At 71.2% G+C, this 17,540-nt stretch carries 18 protein-coding genes; 8 read left to right on the top strand and 10 right to left on the bottom strand.

Translation table 11 applies throughout. From position 1 onward, the window contains the following. Nucleotides 1-83: 83 nt before the first annotated feature. Nucleotides 84-575 (top strand): MarR family winged helix-turn-helix transcriptional regulator, encoded by a 492-nt coding sequence (locus IEZ08_RS22085; protein WP_084779549.1) that lies wholly within the window; start codon nt 84-86, stop codon nt 573-575. Nucleotides 576-652: 77 nt separating this feature from the next. Here the strand turns inward: IEZ08_RS22085 and IEZ08_RS22090 are convergent, their stop codons facing one another. The 3 genes from IEZ08_RS22090 to IEZ08_RS22100 all read right to left on the bottom strand — a co-directional run bounded on the left by IEZ08_RS22090 (nt 653) and on the right by IEZ08_RS22100 (nt 3,936). Beyond that, nucleotides 653-2,041, bottom strand: a complete 1,389-nt coding sequence (locus tag IEZ08_RS22090) for a coiled-coil domain-containing protein (protein WP_068921221.1) — start codon at nt 2,039-2,041, stop codon at nt 653-655. Between the two features lie 211 nt (nt 2,042-2,252). Next, the gene (locus IEZ08_RS22095) at nt 2,253-3,419 is read right to left on the bottom strand and encodes a class I SAM-dependent methyltransferase (RefSeq protein ID WP_068921222.1); all 1,167 of its coding nucleotides are present in this window, start codon (nt 3,417-3,419) and stop codon (nt 2,253-2,255) included. 25 nt (nt 3,420-3,444) lie between these two features. Beyond that, on the bottom strand, nt 3,445-3,936 hold the full coding sequence (locus IEZ08_RS22100; RefSeq protein ID WP_068921223.1) for a MarR family winged helix-turn-helix transcriptional regulator: 492 nt from the start codon (nt 3,934-3,936) through the stop codon (nt 3,445-3,447). A gap of 110 nt (nt 3,937-4,046) precedes the next feature. Between IEZ08_RS22100 and IEZ08_RS22105 the strand changes: the two genes are divergently transcribed. Next, nucleotides 4,047-4,898, top strand: coding sequence for an NAD-dependent epimerase/dehydratase family protein (locus IEZ08_RS22105; RefSeq protein WP_068928360.1), 852 nt, complete (start codon nt 4,047-4,049; stop codon nt 4,896-4,898). A gap of 3 nt (nt 4,899-4,901) precedes the next feature. Here IEZ08_RS22105 and IEZ08_RS22110 read toward each other — a convergent pair whose 3' ends face one another. Continuing rightward, the gene (locus IEZ08_RS22110; RefSeq protein WP_189242808.1) at nt 4,902-5,192 is read right to left on the bottom strand and encodes a PDDEXK family nuclease; all 291 of its coding nucleotides are present in this window, start codon (nt 5,190-5,192) and stop codon (nt 4,902-4,904) included. A gap of 427 nt (nt 5,193-5,619) precedes the next feature. Between IEZ08_RS22110 and groES the strand changes: the two genes are divergently transcribed. The 4 genes from groES to IEZ08_RS22130 all read left to right on the top strand — a co-directional run bounded on the left by groES (nt 5,620) and on the right by IEZ08_RS22130 (nt 8,850). Further along, nucleotides 5,620-5,931, top strand: coding sequence for a co-chaperone GroES (gene groES / locus IEZ08_RS22115; protein WP_068921225.1), 312 nt, complete (start codon nt 5,620-5,622; stop codon nt 5,929-5,931). 88 nt (nt 5,932-6,019) lie between these two features. Then, on the top strand, nt 6,020-7,645 hold the full coding sequence (gene groL, locus IEZ08_RS22120) for a chaperonin GroEL (protein ID WP_068921226.1): 1,626 nt from the start codon (nt 6,020-6,022) through the stop codon (nt 7,643-7,645). Nucleotides 7,646-8,002: 357 nt separating this feature from the next. Further along, the gene (locus IEZ08_RS22125) at nt 8,003-8,641 is read left to right on the top strand and encodes a sigma-70 family RNA polymerase sigma factor (RefSeq protein ID WP_068928361.1); all 639 of its coding nucleotides are present in this window, start codon (nt 8,003-8,005) and stop codon (nt 8,639-8,641) included. Beyond that, nucleotides 8,638-8,850: a hypothetical protein gene (locus IEZ08_RS22130; protein WP_068921227.1), complete on the top strand. Its 213-nt coding sequence runs from the start codon at nt 8,638-8,640 to the stop codon at nt 8,848-8,850. Before IEZ08_RS22125 ends, IEZ08_RS22130 begins: the two co-directional genes overlap by 4 nt. On the opposite strand, the gene IEZ08_RS22135 is transcribed toward IEZ08_RS22130, so the two are convergent. Beyond that, nucleotides 8,811-9,188, bottom strand: coding sequence for a DUF5319 family protein (locus IEZ08_RS22135; protein WP_176728374.1), 378 nt, complete (start codon nt 9,186-9,188; stop codon nt 8,811-8,813). The two genes, IEZ08_RS22130 and IEZ08_RS22135, sit on opposite strands and share 40 nt — an antisense overlap. A 149-nt stretch (nt 9,189-9,337) precedes the next feature. Then, nucleotides 9,338-10,339 carry a helix-turn-helix transcriptional regulator gene (locus IEZ08_RS22140; protein WP_068921228.1) on the bottom strand — a complete coding sequence of 334 codons (1,002 nt, stop codon included), beginning with the start codon at nt 10,337-10,339 and terminating at the stop codon, nt 9,338-9,340. Between the two features lie 387 nt (nt 10,340-10,726). Here IEZ08_RS22140 and guaB point away from each other — a divergent pair, with 387 nt between their 5' ends. Together guaB and IEZ08_RS22150 are read left to right on the top strand one after the other, a co-directional pair. Then, nucleotides 10,727-12,208, top strand: a complete 1,482-nt coding sequence (gene guaB / locus IEZ08_RS22145) for an IMP dehydrogenase (RefSeq protein WP_189242809.1) — start codon at nt 10,727-10,729, stop codon at nt 12,206-12,208. Nucleotides 12,209-12,275: 67 nt separating this feature from the next. Continuing rightward, complete coding sequence (locus tag IEZ08_RS22150) at nt 12,276-13,394, top strand: GuaB3 family IMP dehydrogenase-related protein (RefSeq protein WP_176728375.1); 1,119 nt, start codon at nt 12,276-12,278, stop codon at nt 13,392-13,394. Nucleotides 13,395-13,470: 76 nt separating this feature from the next. Here IEZ08_RS22150 and IEZ08_RS22155 read toward each other — a convergent pair whose 3' ends face one another. From IEZ08_RS22155 to IEZ08_RS22170, 4 genes are read right to left on the bottom strand one after another with little or no spacing between them, the layout of a single operon-like run. Further along, nucleotides 13,471-14,295 (bottom strand): class II fructose-bisphosphate aldolase, encoded by an 825-nt coding sequence (locus IEZ08_RS22155; protein WP_068921230.1) that lies wholly within the window; start codon nt 14,293-14,295, stop codon nt 13,471-13,473. Nucleotides 14,296-14,316: 21 nt separating this feature from the next. Then, nucleotides 14,317-15,447 carry a 1-phosphofructokinase family hexose kinase gene (locus IEZ08_RS22160; protein ID WP_068921231.1) on the bottom strand — a complete coding sequence of 377 codons (1,131 nt, stop codon included), beginning with the start codon at nt 15,445-15,447 and terminating at the stop codon, nt 14,317-14,319. Between the two features lie 17 nt (nt 15,448-15,464). Continuing rightward, the gene (gene nagA, locus IEZ08_RS22165; RefSeq protein ID WP_068921232.1) at nt 15,465-16,607 is read right to left on the bottom strand and encodes an N-acetylglucosamine-6-phosphate deacetylase; all 1,143 of its coding nucleotides are present in this window, start codon (nt 16,605-16,607) and stop codon (nt 15,465-15,467) included. A gap of 29 nt (nt 16,608-16,636) precedes the next feature. Beyond that, the gene (locus IEZ08_RS22170; RefSeq protein ID WP_189242810.1) at nt 16,637-17,509 is read right to left on the bottom strand and encodes an SIS domain-containing protein; all 873 of its coding nucleotides are present in this window, start codon (nt 17,507-17,509) and stop codon (nt 16,637-16,639) included. Nucleotides 17,510-17,540: the final 31 nt, after the last annotated feature.

Below are 17,540 nucleotides of genomic sequence, written 5' to 3' on the forward strand. Positions count from 1 at the left end.
AACTTGGTCGACCAATGAGGTTTATATAACTTGGTCGACCAATATGCAAGCGGTAGGCTGGTTCCCTGAGAGAGGGGCCAGACATGACAGAGCTGACGGTGCTAGAGGAGACGACCGAACCGACCGTGTGCGGGGAGAACCCCGGCGACCTGAGCTGCGTGATGGCCCAGGCGGCACGGGGCCACCGGGTGCTGCTCGCCGCCCTCCTGGCCGAGATCGACCTCTACCCGGGCCAGGACCGCGCCCTGTTCGCGCTGTGGGAGAACGGGCCGCAGTCGCAGAACGCGCTTGCCCGGCTCCTCGGCATCGACGTGTCGACGATGACCAAGATGCTGCAGCGCCTCGAACGCAGTGGATTCATCAGCCGGAGCCCGTCCCCCGCCAACCGGCGGATCAGTATCGTGAGCACCACCCCGGCAGGTGACGCCCTCCGCCCCGAGCTCGACCGCGTCACCGCGGAGATCCACCGGCAACTGACCCGAGGGTTGAGCCCGGAGCAGGTGGAGACGCTGACCTCGCTGCTGAGCGTGGTCCGGGACAACGTCTGCCGTGAGGCCGGGGCCTGCTTCACCTGACGGGGGTGCGCCTACGGCGCGGGTTGCGCCGTATCGGCGCAACCCGCGCCGTAGGCGCAGCCCGCGCTGTAGGCGCGTCAGTCCGTGGCGCGGCTGGGGCGCAGGAGTGCTTCGGCGAGGGCCAGCATGGTCTCCTCCAGTGTGGCCAGGCGGCGGGCCAGGTCGGTGTGGGCGGGTTCCACGATTTCGCCGAGGGCCTCGGTGAGCTGCTCGCGGTCGGGACGGGCGTGCAGGAGGTCGGCCAGTGGGGCGAGTGCGGCCTCGGCCTGGGCGAGGCGCTCGTCCAGGGTGTCGAAACGTTTGGCCTGGTCGCCGCCCTGGGCGGAGAGGAGCTCGCCGACGCGCTTGTGGACGTCGCCGATGGCGAGGGTGGCGGGGAGCTGGCCGATGCGCTGGTTGACGGCCTCGACGTGGTCGTCGACGGCTTCGAGCTGCTCCTTGGCCTGTTCGGCGCGGCCGTCCAGTGCGGCCAGGCGGGTGTCGACGAGGTCCATCCGGCTCGTGATGCGTCCCTCGACGTCGTCCAGGCGCTCGTCCAGGGTGTCGAACCGGCCGTCGTGGCGGGTGGCCGCCTCGCCGAGGTGGGCGTCCAGGCCGCCCAGCCGGGTCTCCGCCGACTTCAAGTGGGTACCGACCGAGCCCAGGCGGTCGTCGATCGAGCCGAGCCGGACGTCCAGGCCGCCCAGGCGGCTCTCGGTGTCGCTCATCCGGGTGTCGATGTCGGCCAGGATGGCGTCGGCGGTCTCGATACGGCCGTCCACCGAGGCCAGGCGGGTGGTGACTCCGGTCACGTTCCCGTCGACCCGGTCGATGCGGCTCTCGATGCCGTCGATCCGGTCGTCCATCCGGGCGATCACGTGGTCGGCCTTGTCGTTGACGCGTTCGACGGCGGACAGCAGGCGGTCGGCGACGGCGCCGACGATCTCCTCCACGCTTCCGGGCAGGCCGGTCAGGCCGGTCTCCACGCGCTCGGTGCGTTCGGTGAGCTCGGCCAGCGACCTGTCCAGGCGGGTGAACCGGGCGGCGGCGGCCTCCATGCTCGCCTGGAGCCGTCCGAGCTGCTCACCGAGGCCGTCCAGCCGCTCGCCGGTGCTCTCTCCGGCGGAGCCGGCACGCTCGTCGGCCGCGTCGACGCGCTCGCCCACCGTGTCGACGTGGTCGCGTACGGCCTCGACGTGCTGCGCCAGGTTCTCGGCCCAGGAGGGAGGACGGACGGTGATGTCGTCCAGGCGTCCCCGGATGGACTCCAGGGTGCCGTTCAGTCCGCTGAGCTCGCGTTCCCTGACCTCGCGCAGCAGCCACTCCATCCCTTCGAGCCGCTGGCGGAGCTCGTCCAGCACGGCGCCCTGGGTGCGCTTCTCGTAGACGTGGTCCTGGGCGGCGCGGGCGAGGAGTTCGCGCATGCGGTCCGGGATCGGGTTGTGGCTGCCCGCCTGAAGCAGGGTGGTGTGGTTGGCGTGATCCACCGAAAAACTCCTTCGCTCGCCGACAGACAGCCGTGCGGTGACGTTGGTCCGGTTTGCTGATGAATGCGGGTGAACCCTGGACGGAAAGAATTCCCGCCCGGCAACCCTAGCCTCTGGATCAAGGTTTTTCGGTGGCGAATTTGAAAGATCGCTATTGTCTGCGGAGTGCCATTATTAGCCGTTCGGGCAGATCACCAGAGAGGGTAAAGGGTTAGTCCGGAGAGCAGAGGAGGGCGAACGGCTTTTCTCCGATCCTGGTGAGAACGACCGTCGCCGACGTGCTTCCCGAGAGCCGTAGATCTTTCCTTAGCCTTTCGATATCGATTGCGGAGCCGCGTTTCTTGATCGTCACATTTCCGGTGTCGCGTTCGCGGAGCGCGGCCCGGAGCCGTTTGAGTGAGAACGGCAGTACCTCATGGATCTCGTAGCGGGAGGCCCAGGGAGTCCCGGTGCGGCTCTCGGAGGTGATGTAGGCGATGTTCGGGTCGAGCAGATGCCCGCCGACCAGCGCGGCGACCTCCGCGACCAGGTGGGCCCGGATCGCCGCGCCGTCCGGCTCGTAGAGGTGGCGGCAGACCGGGCCCGACCCGGCACGCGACTCCCCGGGGCCGGAGGCCATCGTCACGCCCGACGGCAGCATCGTGGCTCGCCGCTCCACCTCGCCGGCCAGTGCGCCGGACCAGATCACGGCTTCCTTGACGTCACCCCGGTAGGAGACCCATTCGGCCTCGGCTCCGGCGGGGATGAAGTCGTACGGGATGCCGGGGGCGACCTTCAGGCAGGCCGCCTCCGCCCGGGCGACCATGTCCAGCACCTCGGGCCAGGCCGGCGAGTAGGCCATGGGGTCGAAGGTCCGCCCCCGGGCCGTACGGCGGGCGGGGTCGGCGAACAGCACGTCGAAGGCGGCCGGGTCGATCGTGGCGGCGTCCGCCGTACGGACCGAGACGCGGTCGCCGAACCCCAGGGCCTCCGCGTTGGCCCGGGCGACCTCGGCCGTGAGCGGGTCGGCGTCCACGGCCTCCACGGTGCAGCCGGCCCTGGCCAGGGCGAGCAGGTCGCCGCCGATGCCGCAGCAGACGTCGGCGACCCGGGAGCCGGGGGCGATCCGCCGGGCCCGGTGGTCGGCGACCTCGCGGCGGGTGGCCTGCTCCAGGCCGTCCGGGGTGAAGTACATCAGGTCGGCGTCGTCGCCGAACTTCTCCCGCGCGCGCCGCCTCAGCGCGGCCTGGGTGAGCGCCGCGGAGGTGAGGCCGGCGTCGAAGGTCTTCCTGAGCCGGGTCACCGCCGTCACCGGGTCGGACCCGAGGGTCTCCGTCGCGGCTCGCAGGGCCTCCTGGCCTCGCGGGGTCAGCAGCTGCCGGAATGCGTCGAGGTCCACGTCGCCCGACGCTACCGTCTCGCGTTCACAGGTCGGTGTCGCCGAGGGAGCGCAGCAGTTTGCACAGCAGGGCGGCCAGTTCGGCCCGCTCGTCGGGGGCGAGCCCGGACAGCAGGCGGTCCTCGTTGGCGACGTGGCCGTCGAGGAGGCCGGTGACGACGCGGCGTCCCTCGTCGGTGAGGCTGACCAGGACGAGGCGGCGGTTGTCCGCGGAGGTGGCGCGGGTGACCAGGCCCTTGGCCACGAGGCGGTCGATCCGGTTGGTGAGCGCGCCGGAGCTGACCATGGCGGCCCCGGCCAGCTCGCTCATGCACAGGGTCCGGCCGGCGCGCAGCAGGGTCGCGAGCACGTCGAACTCCCAGGCCTCCAGGCCGTGCTCGTCGAAGTAGGCCTTGACGCCGCGCTCCAGCAGGCGGGAGGCGCGGGAGATGCGGCCGACGACGCCCATGGCGGAGACGTCGAGGCCGGGTCGTACGGTGCCCCACTGCTCAAGGATCTTGTCCACGGCATCGTTCACGTTCTCACGATAGCAAATCCTTCGATGCCGAACTGTTTGACACCGGCGGATCGTCGGTTTAACGTTTCGCCATCGCACGTTTCGACATCGAAGTTTTTGAGGTGAAGGTGATGAGGGTTCTCGTGGCGGGCGCGACCGGCTACATCGGTTCGGCGGTCGCGGAGCGGCTGGCGGAGCAGGGCCACGAGGTGGTGGCGCTGGTCCGGCCGAAGGCGGGCGAGACCCGTGCCGTGCCCGGAGCGGCGGAGGTGCGCTACGGCGATCTGGCGGACCCCGCCTCCCTCGCAGGCGCCGCCGCGGACGTGGACGTGGTCGTTCACGCCACCGCTCCGAGCGGTGACGAGGCGGTGGAGCTCGCGGCGATCGACGCCCTGCTGGCCGGCGGGGCGAAGCTCGTCTACACCAGCGGGATCTGGCTGCTGGGCGCCGGGACCTCCGACGAGGACAGCGCGCCGGACCCCATCCCGCTCGTCCGCTTCCGGGTCGCGGTGGAACGGCGGGTGCTCGGTGCGGGCGGCGTCGTGGTCAGGCCCGGCATCGTGTACGGCAGGGGCGGCGGCATCCCCGCCCTCCTGGTCGCCAAGGCGGCCGAGCACGGCCGGGGCCGTTACGTCTCCGCGGCCGGGCAGGAGCCCGCCTGGCCCACGGTCCACGTCGACGACCTGGCCGACCTGTACGTCGCGGTGGTGGAGAGGGGCGAGCCCGGCGCGGTCTTCCACGCCGTGGGCGAGGAGGCGGTGCCGCTGGGGGCGGTCGCGGAGGCGGCGGCGGAGGCGGCGGGCGTCACCGGCGGAGGAGTCGAGGCCTGGCCGGTGGGGGAGGCGTCGCGGGACCTCGGAGCGGCCTTCGCCGAGGCGCTCGCCCTCAGGCAGACGGTGAGCGCGGCCCGGACCCGCAAGGAACTCGGCTGGACCCCGTCCCGCCCCGGCCTCGTCGCCGACCTCGCCGGCGGTTCGTACTAGCGCTCACCGGCAGGACCGCATGTCTTCCCGGTTGATCCGGATGTCCGTCTGGCTGACGGCGGCGAGATCCTCCGGCGCCTGGGCGTCGAGGGAGTTCGTGAGCCCTCGGATCAGCCGCTCGTGGATGCGTCGCTGGGGGGACATGAAGATGAGTGCTCCATCGAGGAGTTCGACGCGCTTGAAGAAGTCCGGCTCGCCGTTGGGGCCGTCCAGGGGGAGCCGGTCCAGGTCGTCGGCCGTCCAGCCGCCGGGCGGGGGGGGAGGGCCAGTTGGCGAGCAGGAATTCGGCGTCACGCCGGGTGCCCGTCGTCTCGCTCGTCGTGCTGGTCACGTCGTCCACCGTAGCGTCTTCTCCGTCACTATCAGTGGTCATCTGCTCACATCTCCGTCGAAGCCCGCGCGTCTCCTCGTATGTTCCCCCGAACGGCCGCCGGCGTCACCGGCACCGCCTCCGGCCGGGTGTGCGAGGGGTGATCTCTCGCGGGGTGACGGTTCCGTCTCCGCTCACCTGCGCGGACGTGAACGGGAGGGGAACTCCGGCGTTCGCCGCAAGCGCAGTGGGGCGGTTCGTGTTGACTGTCAAGAGCTCCTTGCATACTGTTCCGTATTGGCACTCTCCCCGTGAGAGTGCCAATACATGCGACGAGGCAGGTCTGACACCCGCGACGGCAGACCGCTGGTCGCCTCTTCTGATCATTCAAATCTGAAGGGGAGGTCCGACGTGACGACCGCCACCAAGGTTCCCGTTAAGCCGCTCGGCGACCGCATTGTGGTTCAGCCGCTCGAGGCAGAGCAGACCACCGCTTCCGGCCTGGTCATCCCGGACACCGCCAAGGAGAAGCCGCAGGAGGGCAAGGTCCTGGCGGTGGGCCCCGGCAACTGGGATGAGAGCGGCGCCAAGCGCATCCCGCTCGACGTCAACGAGGGCGACGTCGTCCTCTACAGCAAGTACGGCGGCACCGAGGTGAAGTACGGCGGCGAGGAGTACCTCGTGCTCTCCGCCCGCGACGTGCTCGCCATCATCGAGAAGTAATCCGAACTTCCGCGATGACGCATCGAGCCCCGGGCTGCTGTGGCACCCGGGGCTTTGATGCGCCGACGTACTTTCAAGGAGGACAGTCATGCCGAAGATCCTGTCGTTCGACGAGGACGCGCGCCGCGCTCTTGAGCGCGGTGTCAACGCCCTCGCCGACGCCGTCAAGGTGACCCTCGGCCCGCGGGGCCGCAACGTCGTCATCGACAAGAAGTTCGGTGCGCCGACCATCACCAACGACGGCGTCACCATCGCCCGCGAGGTCGAGCTGGAGGCTCCCTACGAGAACCTCGGCGCCCAGCTCGCCAAGGAAGTCGCGACCAAGACCAACGACATCGCCGGTGACGGCACGACCACCGCGACCGTCCTCGCCCAGGCGATGGTCCGCGAGGGTCTGCGCAACGTGGCCGCCGGCGCCTCGCCGCTCTCCCTCAAGCGCGGTATCGACCTCGCGGCCAGGGCCGTCAGCGACAAGCTGATCGAGTCCGCCCGCCCGGTCGCCGACAAGAAGGAGATCGCGAACGTCGCGACCATCTCCGCGCAGGACGCCAAGATCGGTGACCTGATCGCCGAGGCGTTCGACAAGGTGGGCAAGGACGGTGTCATCACCGTCGAGGAGTCCAACACCATGGGCCTGGAGCTGGAGTTCACCGAGGGCCTCCAGTTCGACAAGGGTTACCTGTCGCCCTACATGGTGACCGACCAGGAGCGGATGGAGGCGGTCCTGGAGGACCCCTACATCCTGATCCACCAGGCCAAGATCGCCTCCGTCGCGGACTTCCTGCCGCTGCTGGAGAAGGTCGCCCAGACCAAGAAGGCGCTGTTCGTCATCGCCGAGGACGTCGAGGGCGAGGCCCTGGCCGTCCTGGTCACCAACAAGATCCGTGGCACCTTCACCTCCGTCGCCGTCAAGGCGCCGGGCTTCGGTGACCGCCGCAAGGCCATGCTGCAGGACATCGCCATCCTCACCGGCGGCCAGGTCGTCAGCGAGGAGGTCGGCCTCAAGCTGGAGCACGTGGGCACCGAGGTGCTCGGCACCGCCCGCCGCGTCGTGATCACCAAGGACGCCACCACGATCGTGGACGGCGCCGGTGACGCGAAGGCGATCGAGGACCGGGTCAAGGAGATCAAGCTCGCCATCGAGCAGTCCGACTCCGACTGGGACCGCGAGAAGCTCCAGGAGCGTCTGGCCAAGCTCTCCGGCGGCGTCTGCGTGCTGAAGGTCGGCGCGGCCACCGAGGTGGAGCTCAAGGAGAAGAAGCACCGCCTTGAGGACGCCATCTCCGCCACCCGCGCCGCGATCGAGGAGGGCATCGTCTCCGGCGGTGGCTCCGCGCTCGTGCACGTCTCCAAGGTCCTGGACGACCTGGGCCTGTCGGGTGACGAGGCGACCGGTGTCTCCGTGGTCCGCAAGGCGCTCGTCGAGCCGGCCCGCTGGATCGCCGAGAACGCGGGCCTGGAGGGCTACGTCGTGACCTCCAAGGTCTCCGACCTGCCCGTCGGCCACGGTCTCAACGCCGCCTCGGGCGAGTACGGCGACCTGATCTCCCAGGGCGTCATCGACCCGGTCAAGGTCACCCGCTCGGCCGTCCAGAACGCCGCCTCCATCGCCGGCATGCTGCTGACGACCGAGGCCCTCGTGGTGGACAAGCCCGAGGAGGAGGCCCCGGCCGCCGCCGGTGGCCACGGTCACGGCCACGGTCACGGCCACTGATCCGCTCCGCCGATCTGCTGAGGACCCGCGCGGGCAGGCACGCCTCACCGCCTGACCGGCCCGCGCGGTTCCGGCTCGATCCCGGGGGCTCCGATCCTCGCGGCCCGCATCTCGAAAGAGATGCGGGCCGTTGTTGTTTTGCGGTAAACCAAAAGAGGCTCCGGAGCGTCACCTGCGGATGCGCGTCAGTGTGCTCTCCGCTATCACGAATAGCCGACATATACGTCGATCAGATGAAATATTAGGGCGTATTAAAAACCCCTCTGTCACCATCCGATTACTCTTCGCTTCCGCCGCCTCAATGTGACCAATCCGTAGCCGTTCGCTATGACGACACGCCCGATCAGTGCGGGCATCATGCCTAACGTGACCGAGGGATGCGTCGCCGACGCCAAAAGTGGGGTAAGGCTTGCGACGAGATCTGACGGGGAAGCCCACAGGGACGACCTCAAGGATCTGACAAGCCTCGCCGTTCAGGGGGATCGCACCGCGATCGAATCCTTGCTCGCGCAGTTGCGCCCGATGGTGGTGCGCTATTGCCGCGCGCGCCTCGGCCGGGTTTCCGGCCAATATCACATCGCGGACGATGTGGCTCAGGAAGTATGCATCGCGGTGTTGTCCGCACTGCCCCGATACCGCGACATGGGACGCCCCTTCGCATCCTTCGTCTTCGGCATCGCCTCCCACAAGGTGGCCGACGCGCTGCGCAGTTCCGTGCGCTCCGCCGTGCCGACGCAGGACCTCCCGGACGGGCCCGACGAGGGTCCCGGCCCCGAGGAGACCGTGGTCCGCTACATCGAGGCCGAGCACGCCCGGCGGCTGCTCTCCCGGCTCCCCGACAACCAACGCGAATTACTGATGTTGCGGGTGGTGTCAGGACTGTCGGCTGAGGAGACAGGTAATGTACTGGGTATGTCACCAGGTGCGGTTCGCGTCGCCCAGCACAGGGCGCTCGCCCGCTTGCGGGCGATGGCGGAGCTGGAGTCGATAGCTTGACCGCTGTCCATCCGCGACGTCCGGCACGGAGATACGGGCCGGAGGAAGATCCGGCGATTGCCGAGACCGAGGCCGTCATCCAGGCCCTGTCTCTTCGGCGACCCGTCACAGAGGTCGCCGAGAACGACGAGGCCGTCAGGCTGCTGCTGGCGCTGATCGACGACGTCGATCAGCGCTGCTCCTCGGTGTCGATCACGCCGTCCGCGTAGCCCTGGGCGTAGTCCCAGCTCACGTAGGCCGAGGGGTTGGGCTGGTAGGCGGGTTCGTGCACCTGCGGCTGACCGTTCTCGATCATCTGACGGAGGTTGCCGCGCAGCAGGTCCCAGTCGAAGTAGTGCCGCTCGCCGCACTCGGGGCAGTCGAGGACCAGACCGGAGATGCCCTGCGGTTCGAGCAGGGCGCGGAAGACCTCCACGTCGGCGAGGTCGGTGATGGCCTCGTCGCGCTCGGCCGGCGTCAGGGGCTCGGGATCGTCGGGCTCACCCAGCGCCGCGGCCGGGTCGTCGGGGTCGTCCGCGAACGGGTCGCGTGGGACGTCTTCCAGCACGATCCCACTTTATGGCCTTCGCGCAACCGGCATACGCGGAACCCCGTGAACATGGGGCCTCGGGGCCGGGCGCGCCCTGTGTGAGCCGGCCCCCGCGCGCTATGTGAGCCGGTCCCGGCGGGCCCTATGTGAGCCGGTCCCGGCGGGCCCTATGTGAGCCAGCCCCGGCGCGCCGCCTCCACCCCCGCCTGGAAGCGTGACTGGGCGCCGAGCTCGGCCATCGCCTCGGCGAAGCGGGCACGGACCGTCCGTACCGAGATCCCCAGTTTCCGGGCGATCATCTCGTCGCCGACCCCCTGGGCGGCCAGCCGGAGCACGCGCACCGCGCCGTCGGCGGAACGCGACCACGGCAGCGGCGCGGCCCGGGACCACAACTCCTCGAACAGCGTGCGGAGCGAGGCCACCACGACGGCGGCCCGGACCAGATAGAAGTTGTAGGCGTTCTCGGCCAGGGTGCCGCCCCACTGGGCGGGCATGCCGGCGGTGTCGGACCCCGCGACGAGGAACCAGCTCGGGACCGCGGGGAGGGTCCGGATCTGCGCCCCGGCCCGCTCGAACTCCACGAGCTTGTCCCGGAGGCCGGGTAGCTCCAGCGCGCCCACCGGGATGACGGCCCTGCAGGAGAGCAGGCCACGGTGGTGCGGTGAGATCCACTGGTCGGCGTAGCGGTGGGCGAAGTCGTTCATCGTCCGCAGGTCGGGGACGGCCGAGAGCAATTCCAGCGGCGGGGCCTGGACCGCCATGCCGATCACGCTCTCGTAGAGCTCGTCGGCCCCGCCGACCAGCTCGACCGGGAACTGCCCGTTCTGGTAGTCGCGCCCGGCGTCGTACTGGTGGATGAGTCCGCGGATGGAGCCGAGGACGCTGTCGATCCGGCGGCTCTCCTCGGCGAGGTGGTCCAGCCGCTCGGCGATCAGACGGCCCAGGGCGGCGGCGGGGTGCCGGGCGAGGTACTCCCCGGCCTGTTCGTCGATCACGCCCAGCCGTACCAGGGTGGTCAGCTCGTGGCTCAGCGGTCCCGGCGGGCGGTTGGTGGCCTCGGCCAGTTCGGCGCAGGTGGCGCGGTGGAGGCGGAGCACCGCGTTGTACAGGGCGGTCTGGGCGGGCGTGAGACCCAGCGCCTCCAGGGGATCGGATGTGTCGGTGCGCATCGGCGGGGGGCTCCTGAAGTGACACGACTCCCGCGAGAATAACCCGGCGGGCCCTCCCTGTCCGGGTCTTGCCCTGACTGGCCGATCCCGGGTGCAACTTCGTGCAATTGCACCTTTGCCCATTGCGTGCCGACGCAAGGTGACGCACTCTTAACTCAGCGTCGGCACCGTAAGCGAGTGACGTCGCCGCTCGAACACGGAGGGGGGTTCGGCGGCGGAAGGCGTTCCGCTGGTGTTGCCGGTGACCGAGGGACCGAGCGGGTCACCGACCGCTCGGTCCTCCGGGCTTTCCCCTGCCATCCGTCCGTTTGGCGCCAGGCCCTAAACTGTGCCCCGGGGACCGGCGCCTCTCCCCACCCGTAGAGCGCCGTGGCAGGAGGGTTGCAGATGGCCAAGTTCACCGAGCAGGGGCTCACGTTCGACGATGTGCTCCTGGTTCCCGCGTATTCGGACCTTCAGCCCGGTGAGGCCGACACCACCACGCGCCTGTCCCGCAACATCACCCTGCGGATCCCGCTCATCTCCGCGGCGATGGACACCGTCACCGAGGCGCGGATGGCGGTGGCCATGGCCCGCCAGGGCGGCATCGGCATCCTGCACCGCAACCTCTCCATCGAGGACCAGGCCCAGCAGGCCGACCTCGTCAAGCGCTCCGAGGCCGGGATGGTCACCAACCCGGTCACCTGCTCCCCGGACGACACGCTCGCCGAGGTCGAGCGGCTGTGCGCCACCTACCGGATCTCCGGTGTCCCGGTGACCGACGCGAGCGGCGTGCTGGTCGGCATCGTCACCAACCGCGACATGCGTTTCGAGAGCGACCACGGCCGTCCCGTGCGCGAGGTCATGACCGCGATGCCGCTGGTCACCGCGCCGGTCGGGGTCTCCAGGGACGACGCCTTCGACCTGCTCAGGAAGAACAAGATCGAGAAGCTCCCGCTGGTCGACGCGGACGGCAGGCTCCGCGGTCTGATCACGGTCAAGGACTTCACCAAGAGCGAGCAGTATCCGCTCGCCACCAAAGACGCCGACGGCCGGCTCGTCGTGGGGGCGGCCATCGGCGTCGGCGGTGACGCCGAGCAGCGGGCGGCGGCCCTGATCGAGGCCGGCGCCGACGTGATCGTCGTGGACGTGGCGCACGGCCACTCCAAGGGCCTCGCCGACATGATCGGCAAGATCAAGGCCAACAGCCGGGTCGACGTGATCGGCGGGAACATCGCCACCCGGGCGGGCGCCCAGATGCTGATCGACGCGGGCGCCGACGCGGTCAAGGTCGGCGTCGGCCCCGGTTCCATCTGCACCACCCGCGTGGTCGCCGGCGTCGGCGCCCCGCAGGTGACGGCCATCCACGAGGCCGCGCTGGCGTGCGGCCCGGCGGGGGTGCCGGTGATCGGCGACGGCGGCCTGCAGTACTCCGGCGACATCGTCAAGGCCATCGCGGCCGGCGCCGACACCGTGATGCTCGGCTCGCTGCTGGCCGGCTGCGAGGAGTCGCCCGGTGAGCTGATCTTCATCAACGGCAAGCAGTTCAAGTCCTACCGCGGCATGGGCTCGCTCGGCGCGGTCCGCAACCGCGAGCGCGGCGGCGCCTCCTTCAGCAAGGACCGCTACGCCCAGGCCGACGTCGGCGGCGAGGACAAGTACATCCCCGAGGGCATCGAGGGCCAGGTCCCCTACCGCGGCCCGGTCGCGGCGGTCGCCCACCAGCTCGTCGGCGGCCTGCGCCAGGGCATGTGGTACGCCGGATGCCGCACGATCGGGGACATGCACACCAAGTGCGAGCTCATGCCGATCACGGCCGCGGGCCTCAAGGAGAGCCACCCGCACGACATCCAGATGACGGTCGAGGCCCCGAACTACCACCGTCGCTAGGTTTCCTCGTACGGCTTCCGCCCCGGTGGCGGGAGCCGTACTCGCATGAAATGGGAAAGACAGACATATGACTCAGGTGGAGATCGGCCGCGGCAAGAACGGCCGCCGCGCGTACGCGCTCGACGAGATCGGCATCGTCCCGTCCCGGCGGACCCGGGATCCGGAGGAGGTCTCGATCGCCTGGCAGATCGACGCCTACCGGTTCGATCTGCCCCTCGTGGTGAGCCCCATGGACAGCGTGGTCTCCCCGAAGACCGCGATCGAGGTCGGACGGCTCGGCGGCCTGGCCGTACTCGATCTCGAAGGACTGTGGACCCGGTACGAGGACCCGGAGCCGCTGCTGGAGGAGGTGGCCGGGCTCAAGGGCGAGGCGGCGACCAGGCGTCTGCAGGAGATCTACAACGCGCCGATCAAGGATGAGCTGATCGGCCGCCGGATCGAGGAGATCCGGGCGGCCGGGGTGACCACCGCCGTCCGCCTGTCCCCGCAGCGCACGGTCCAGCACCACAAGGCCGTCATCGACGCGGGCGTGGACATCTTCGTGATCCGCGGCACCACCGTCTCCGCCGAGCACGTCTCCGGCCGGGCCGAGCCGCTGAACCTCAAGCAGTTCATCTACGAGCTCGACGTCCCGGTGATCGTCGGAGGCTGCGCCACCTACACCGCGGCGCTGCACCTGATGCGGACCGGCGCGGCCGGCGTGCTCGTCGGCTTCGGCGGCGGCGCCTCGCACACCACCCGCACCGTGCTGGGCGTGGTGGTGCCGATGGCCACCGCGATCTCCGACGTGGCCGCGGCCCGCCGCGACTACATGGACGAGTCCGGCGGCCGGTACGTCCACGTCATCGCCGACGGCGGCATGGGCACCTCCGGTGACATCGCCAAGGCCATCGCGTGCGGCGCCGACGCGGTCATGGTCGGCTCGCCGCTGGCCCGCGCGGCCGAGGCGCCCGGCCGGGGCTTCCACTGGGGTTCGGAGGCGCAGCACCCCGAACTGCCGCGCGGCAAGCGGGTCGAGTTCGGCACGGTCGGCACGCTGAGGCAGATCCTGCACGGCCCGTCCTCGGTCGCCGACGGCTCGATGAACCTGATGGGCGCGCTGCGCCGCACGATGGCCACCGCGGGCTACTCCGACCTGAAGGAATTCCAGCGGGTCGAGGTCGTCGTCGCCCCGCAGCAGCCCTGACCTCCGGCGGACGAAAAGGGACGGCTCCCGTGAGGGATGCCGTCCCTTCCGCGTTCCCGGCGCCGGCGGACGACGATCAGCCCCGGAGGACTCCGAGGAGGTGGGTGACCTCGGCGGCGACGGCCGTACGGGCCTGCCTCATGTACGTACGCGGGTCCACGACCTTCTCGTCGGCGGCCAGGCGGTCGCGGATCGCCTGAGTGAAGACCTCGTTGAGGCGGGTGGCGATGTTGATCTTCTTCATGCCGTGCCGTACGGCGGCGCTCAGGGTGGCGTCCGGCACGCCGGAGGAGCCGTGCAGCACCAGCGGGACCGGGACCGCGTCCCGCAGTTCACTGATCAGCGCCAGATCGAGGACGGCGTCGCGGGTCGTCATGGCGTGGGAGGTGCCGACCGCCACGGCGAGGGCGTCGACGCCCGTGCGCGCCACGTAGTCCGCCGCCTCGCGCGGCCGGGTCCGCGTCCCGGGCGCGTGCGCGCCGTCCTTCCCGCCGATCTCGCCGAGCTCGGCCTCCACCCACACGCCCCGCCGGTGGCACCAGGCGGCGACCTCGGCGGTGAGCGCCGCGTTCTCCCCGTCGGGCAGCGCGGAGGCGTCGAACATCACCGAGCCGATCCCCAGCTCCACCGCCTCCTCGACGAGCTCGCGGTCGGTGGCGTGGTCCAGATGGACGGCCACGTCCACCGAGGAGGCGCGGGCCACGGCGAGCGAGGCGGCGGCGACGGGGGCGAGGGCGCCGTGGTAGCGGACGCAGTTCTCGCTGATCTGCAGGACGACCGGGGCCCCGGCGGCCTCCGCCCCGGCGACGATCGCCTCGGCGTGTTCGAGCTGGATGACGTTGAACGCGCCGACGCCCCCCGGGGCGTCCCGGACGATGTCGCCTATGCCGACAACAGGCATGCTGGGCCTTTCACTGGTAGTTCACCGGTCGTGGACGGGCTGCGGGCGCACCGGCTCGATCCGGATCCCCGGGGCGATCGCCCGGAACACGTCCCGGTCGATGTCCCCGGCGACCGGCGCGGCCACCGCCGCCGCGCCCAGGGCGGCGGCCCGGCGCAGCCGCTCCGGCCAGGGGATGCCTTCCACCAGTCCCAGGGCCAGCCCCGCGACCAGGGCGTCCCCGGCTCCGGTGGGGTTGCCCTCGACCCGGTACGGCATGGCGGCCCGCCAGGCGCCCTCGGGGGTCACGGCCAGCAGCCCGTCCGCCCCGAGGGAGACGACGACCGCCCCGGCCCCGGCCGCGCGGAGCGTCTCGGCGCCGAGCAGCGCCTCCCGCAGTCCGGGGGGCCCGGTCCGGGAAGGGTCTTCCGCCGGTGCCGGTGCCGGTGCCGTTCTCGGGGGCGGGTGCGCCGCCGGCGTCAGGGCCCGGGTCAGTTCCTCGGCGTTGGGTTTGACGATCGCGGGCCGTCCCGCGGGAGCGTGCCGGAGCGCCTCCCCGTCGGCGTCCACGATCACCGGGATGCCGTGGTCGCGGGCACGGCGGGCGAGACTCGCGTAGAAGCCGGCGGGCACGCCGCGCGGCATGCTCCCGGAGATCACCACGGCCGCGATCCCGCCGCGGCGGAGCCGTACCTCGAAGTCGCCGGCGAACCGGTCCAGCTCGCCGGCGGAGACGACGGGTCCCGGCTCGTTGAAAAGCGCTGTCCGCCGCCGGGGACGCAGCGCGGCTCGCTCCGCGCCGCCACCCGGTGAGGCCGCGGCGGGCACGGGGGGAGTGCGGGGAAGGGGGGCGTGGTCGGTGACGGCGAGGGTGGTGCGGGACTCGCCGGTGATGGGGGTCAGGGCTGCGGGCAGGGCGGCCGCGGTGAGATCGGCCCGGACGGCGTGGCCGACGGCGCCCCCCGCCAGACCGGTGACCAGGACGTCGTGACCGAGGGCCGCGAGCACGCGGGCGACGTTGACGCCCTTGCCGCCCGCCCTGCGGTGCACCGTCCGCACCCGGTTGACGCCGTCCCAGTCGACGCCGTCGGCCACGTAGGTGACGTCCAGGGCCAGGTTCAGCGTGACGGTGAGGATCGTCCCGGCGCGCGGGGCGGACGGTGAGGAGGTCATCGAGGTTCGTGCTCCGGTCAGGGTTCGGTGATCCAGGTGCCGTGCCTCATGACGCCGGCGACCTCCAGACCGTCGGTGAGGACCACCAGGTCGGCTTGCCTGCCGGCGGAGACGGAGCCGAGCCGGTCGGCGAGGCCGAGGACCCGGGCGGGGGTGCGGGAGGTGACCTCGGCGGCCTCGGGCAGGGACAGGCCGAGCTCGTGGACGGCGCGGCGGAAGGCGACGTCCATCGTCAGGGTGGAGCCCGCGATGGAGCCCGCTCCGGGCCCGTCCGCCAGCCGGGCCACGCCGTCCACCACGTCGACCTTCAGCGGGCCGAGGCCGTAGCTCCCGTCGCCTGCGCCGGCCGCCGCCATCGCGTCGGTGATGAGTGCCGTACGGCCCGCGCCCGCGGCCCGGTAGGCGAGACGGAGCATCGCCGGATGCACGTGAACGCCGTCGTTGACCAGCTCGACCGTGACCCGCTCGTCCTCCAGCAGCGCGGCGATCGGGCCGGGGTCGCGGTGTCCGAGCTGCGGCATGGCGTTGTAGAGGTGGGTCGCGACGCGGGCGCCCGCCTCGATGCCCGCGACGGTCTGCCCGTAGTCGGCGTCGCTGTGCCCGAGCGCGGCGATCACGCCGTTCGCCGCCGCCTCCCGGATGGTGTCCAGGGCCCCCGGGAGCTCGGCGGCGATGGTGATCATCCGTACGTGACCGCGTCCCGCCGCCAGCAGCTCCCGGAACTCCCGGACCGAGGGCTCGCGCAGCAGGGCGGGGTCGTGCGCGCCGCAGCGGGCCTTGGAGATGTAGGGGCCCTCGAAGTGGATCCCGGCCAGCAGGCCGTCCTCGCACAGGTCGGCGAGGGCGGAGGTGGCTCTGGCCAGGTTGCCGAGGGAGGCGGTGACCAGGCTGGCGACGAGGGTGGTCGTTCCGTGCCGGGCGTGCAGGGCCGCGATCCGGCTCGCCTCGCCCGCATCGCCCGTCGGGAAGGAACCGCCCGCTCCACCGTGGTTGTGGATGTCGACGAAGCCCGGGACGACGTACCGGCCGCCGAGGCTGTGGCCCGGTCCCGGGGCGGTTCCCCGGCCGACGTGGGTGATGCGGCCGTCTTCGATGGTCAGCCAGCCGTCGTGCACACCCTCGGGGGTCACGACGCGGGCGTCGGCGAGTGTCATGGTCATGGCACAATCCTCTCCTCTCCCGGAGGGACCTATGAGGAGAGGATCACCGATCGGGTCAGGTGGAGGGGCTCGTCCGGGTTCAGGCCCCGGGCCAGCGCCCGCGCCACGGCCACCCGCTGGATCCTCACCAGCTCGGCCATCGGGTCCAGCGGACTCTGCAGGAACGTGCCGCCGGCGGCCTCGACCTCGGCGCGCAGCCCTTCGGGGGCCTCGCCGAGCATCCAGGTGATCCGGCCCGGTCCGGCGATGCTGATGGGGCCGTGGCGGTACTCCATCGCGGGGTAGGCCTCGGTCCACGCGCGGCAGGCCTCGCGCATCTTCAGCGCGGCCTCCAGGGCCAGGCCGTACGACCAGCCGCGGCCCAGGAACGTGAACTGCTCGGCGGAGATCAGGTCCGGAGGGAGCGGGTCCGCGAGCGCGCGTTCGGCGTCGATGATCGAGCCGGTCAGGTCCTCGCCCAGGTGGGCGCGGAGCAGGGCGAGCTGGGTGGTCGCGAACCGGGTCTGCACGACCGACTTCTCGTCGGCGAAGTCGAGGACGACGATCTGGTCGGCGAGGGTCATGACCGGGGTGTCCGGGTCCGCGGTGATCACGGTGGTCGGCGTGGAGGTGTCCCGCAGCAGGTTCAGCACCTCGGTGGTGGTGCCGGAGCGGGTCAGCGCGAGCACGCGGTCGTAGGAGCGGCCCGCGGGCGCCTCGGACGCGGCGAACGCGTCCGTCTCACCGTGACCCGCGCGCTCGCGGAGCACGGCGTACGCCTGGGCGACGAACCACGAGGTGCCGCAGCCGACCACGGCGACCCGTTCCCCGGGCCGGGGGAGGGCGTCGGCCGGGACCGTGCCGACGACGCGGCGCCAGCAGGCGGGCTGTGACGCGATCTCTGTCTCGGTGTGGGTGGTCACGGCACTCCTCCGGAAAGGTTGATATATGACT

It is taken from the genome of Planobispora rosea, from assembly GCF_014648175.1.
Lineage (GTDB): Bacteria > Actinomycetota > Actinomycetes > Streptosporangiales > Streptosporangiaceae > Planobispora > Planobispora rosea.

What these genes read in the sequence shown, in the direction of transcription:
- IEZ08_RS22085 (WP_084779549.1), top strand. Translation starts at nt 84, where the DNA reads ATGACAGAGCTGACGGTGCTAGAGGAGACGACCGAACCGACCGTGTGC.
- IEZ08_RS22105 (WP_068928360.1), top strand. Translation starts at nt 4,047, where the DNA reads ATGAGGGTTCTCGTGGCGGGCGCGACCGGCTACATCGGTTCGGCGGTC.
- groL (WP_068921226.1), top strand. Translation starts at nt 6,020, where the DNA reads ATGCCGAAGATCCTGTCGTTCGACGAGGACGCGCGCCGCGCTCTTGAG.
- IEZ08_RS22125 (WP_068928361.1), top strand. Translation starts at nt 8,003, where the DNA reads ATGCCTAACGTGACCGAGGGATGCGTCGCCGACGCCAAAAGTGGGGTA.
- IEZ08_RS22140 (WP_068921228.1), bottom strand. Translation starts at nt 10,339, where the DNA reads ATGCGCACCGACACATCCGATCCCCTGGAGGCGCTGGGTCTCACGCCC.
- guaB (WP_189242809.1), top strand. Translation starts at nt 10,727, where the DNA reads ATGGCCAAGTTCACCGAGCAGGGGCTCACGTTCGACGATGTGCTCCTG.
- IEZ08_RS22150 (WP_176728375.1), top strand. Translation starts at nt 12,276, where the DNA reads ATGACTCAGGTGGAGATCGGCCGCGGCAAGAACGGCCGCCGCGCGTAC.
- IEZ08_RS22155 (WP_068921230.1), bottom strand. Translation starts at nt 14,295, where the DNA reads ATGCCTGTTGTCGGCATAGGCGACATCGTCCGGGACGCCCCGGGGGGC.
- IEZ08_RS22160 (WP_068921231.1), bottom strand. Translation starts at nt 15,447, where the DNA reads ATGACCTCCTCACCGTCCGCCCCGCGCGCCGGGACGATCCTCACCGTC.
- nagA (WP_068921232.1), bottom strand. Translation starts at nt 16,607, where the DNA reads ATGACCATGACACTCGCCGACGCCCGCGTCGTGACCCCCGAGGGTGTG.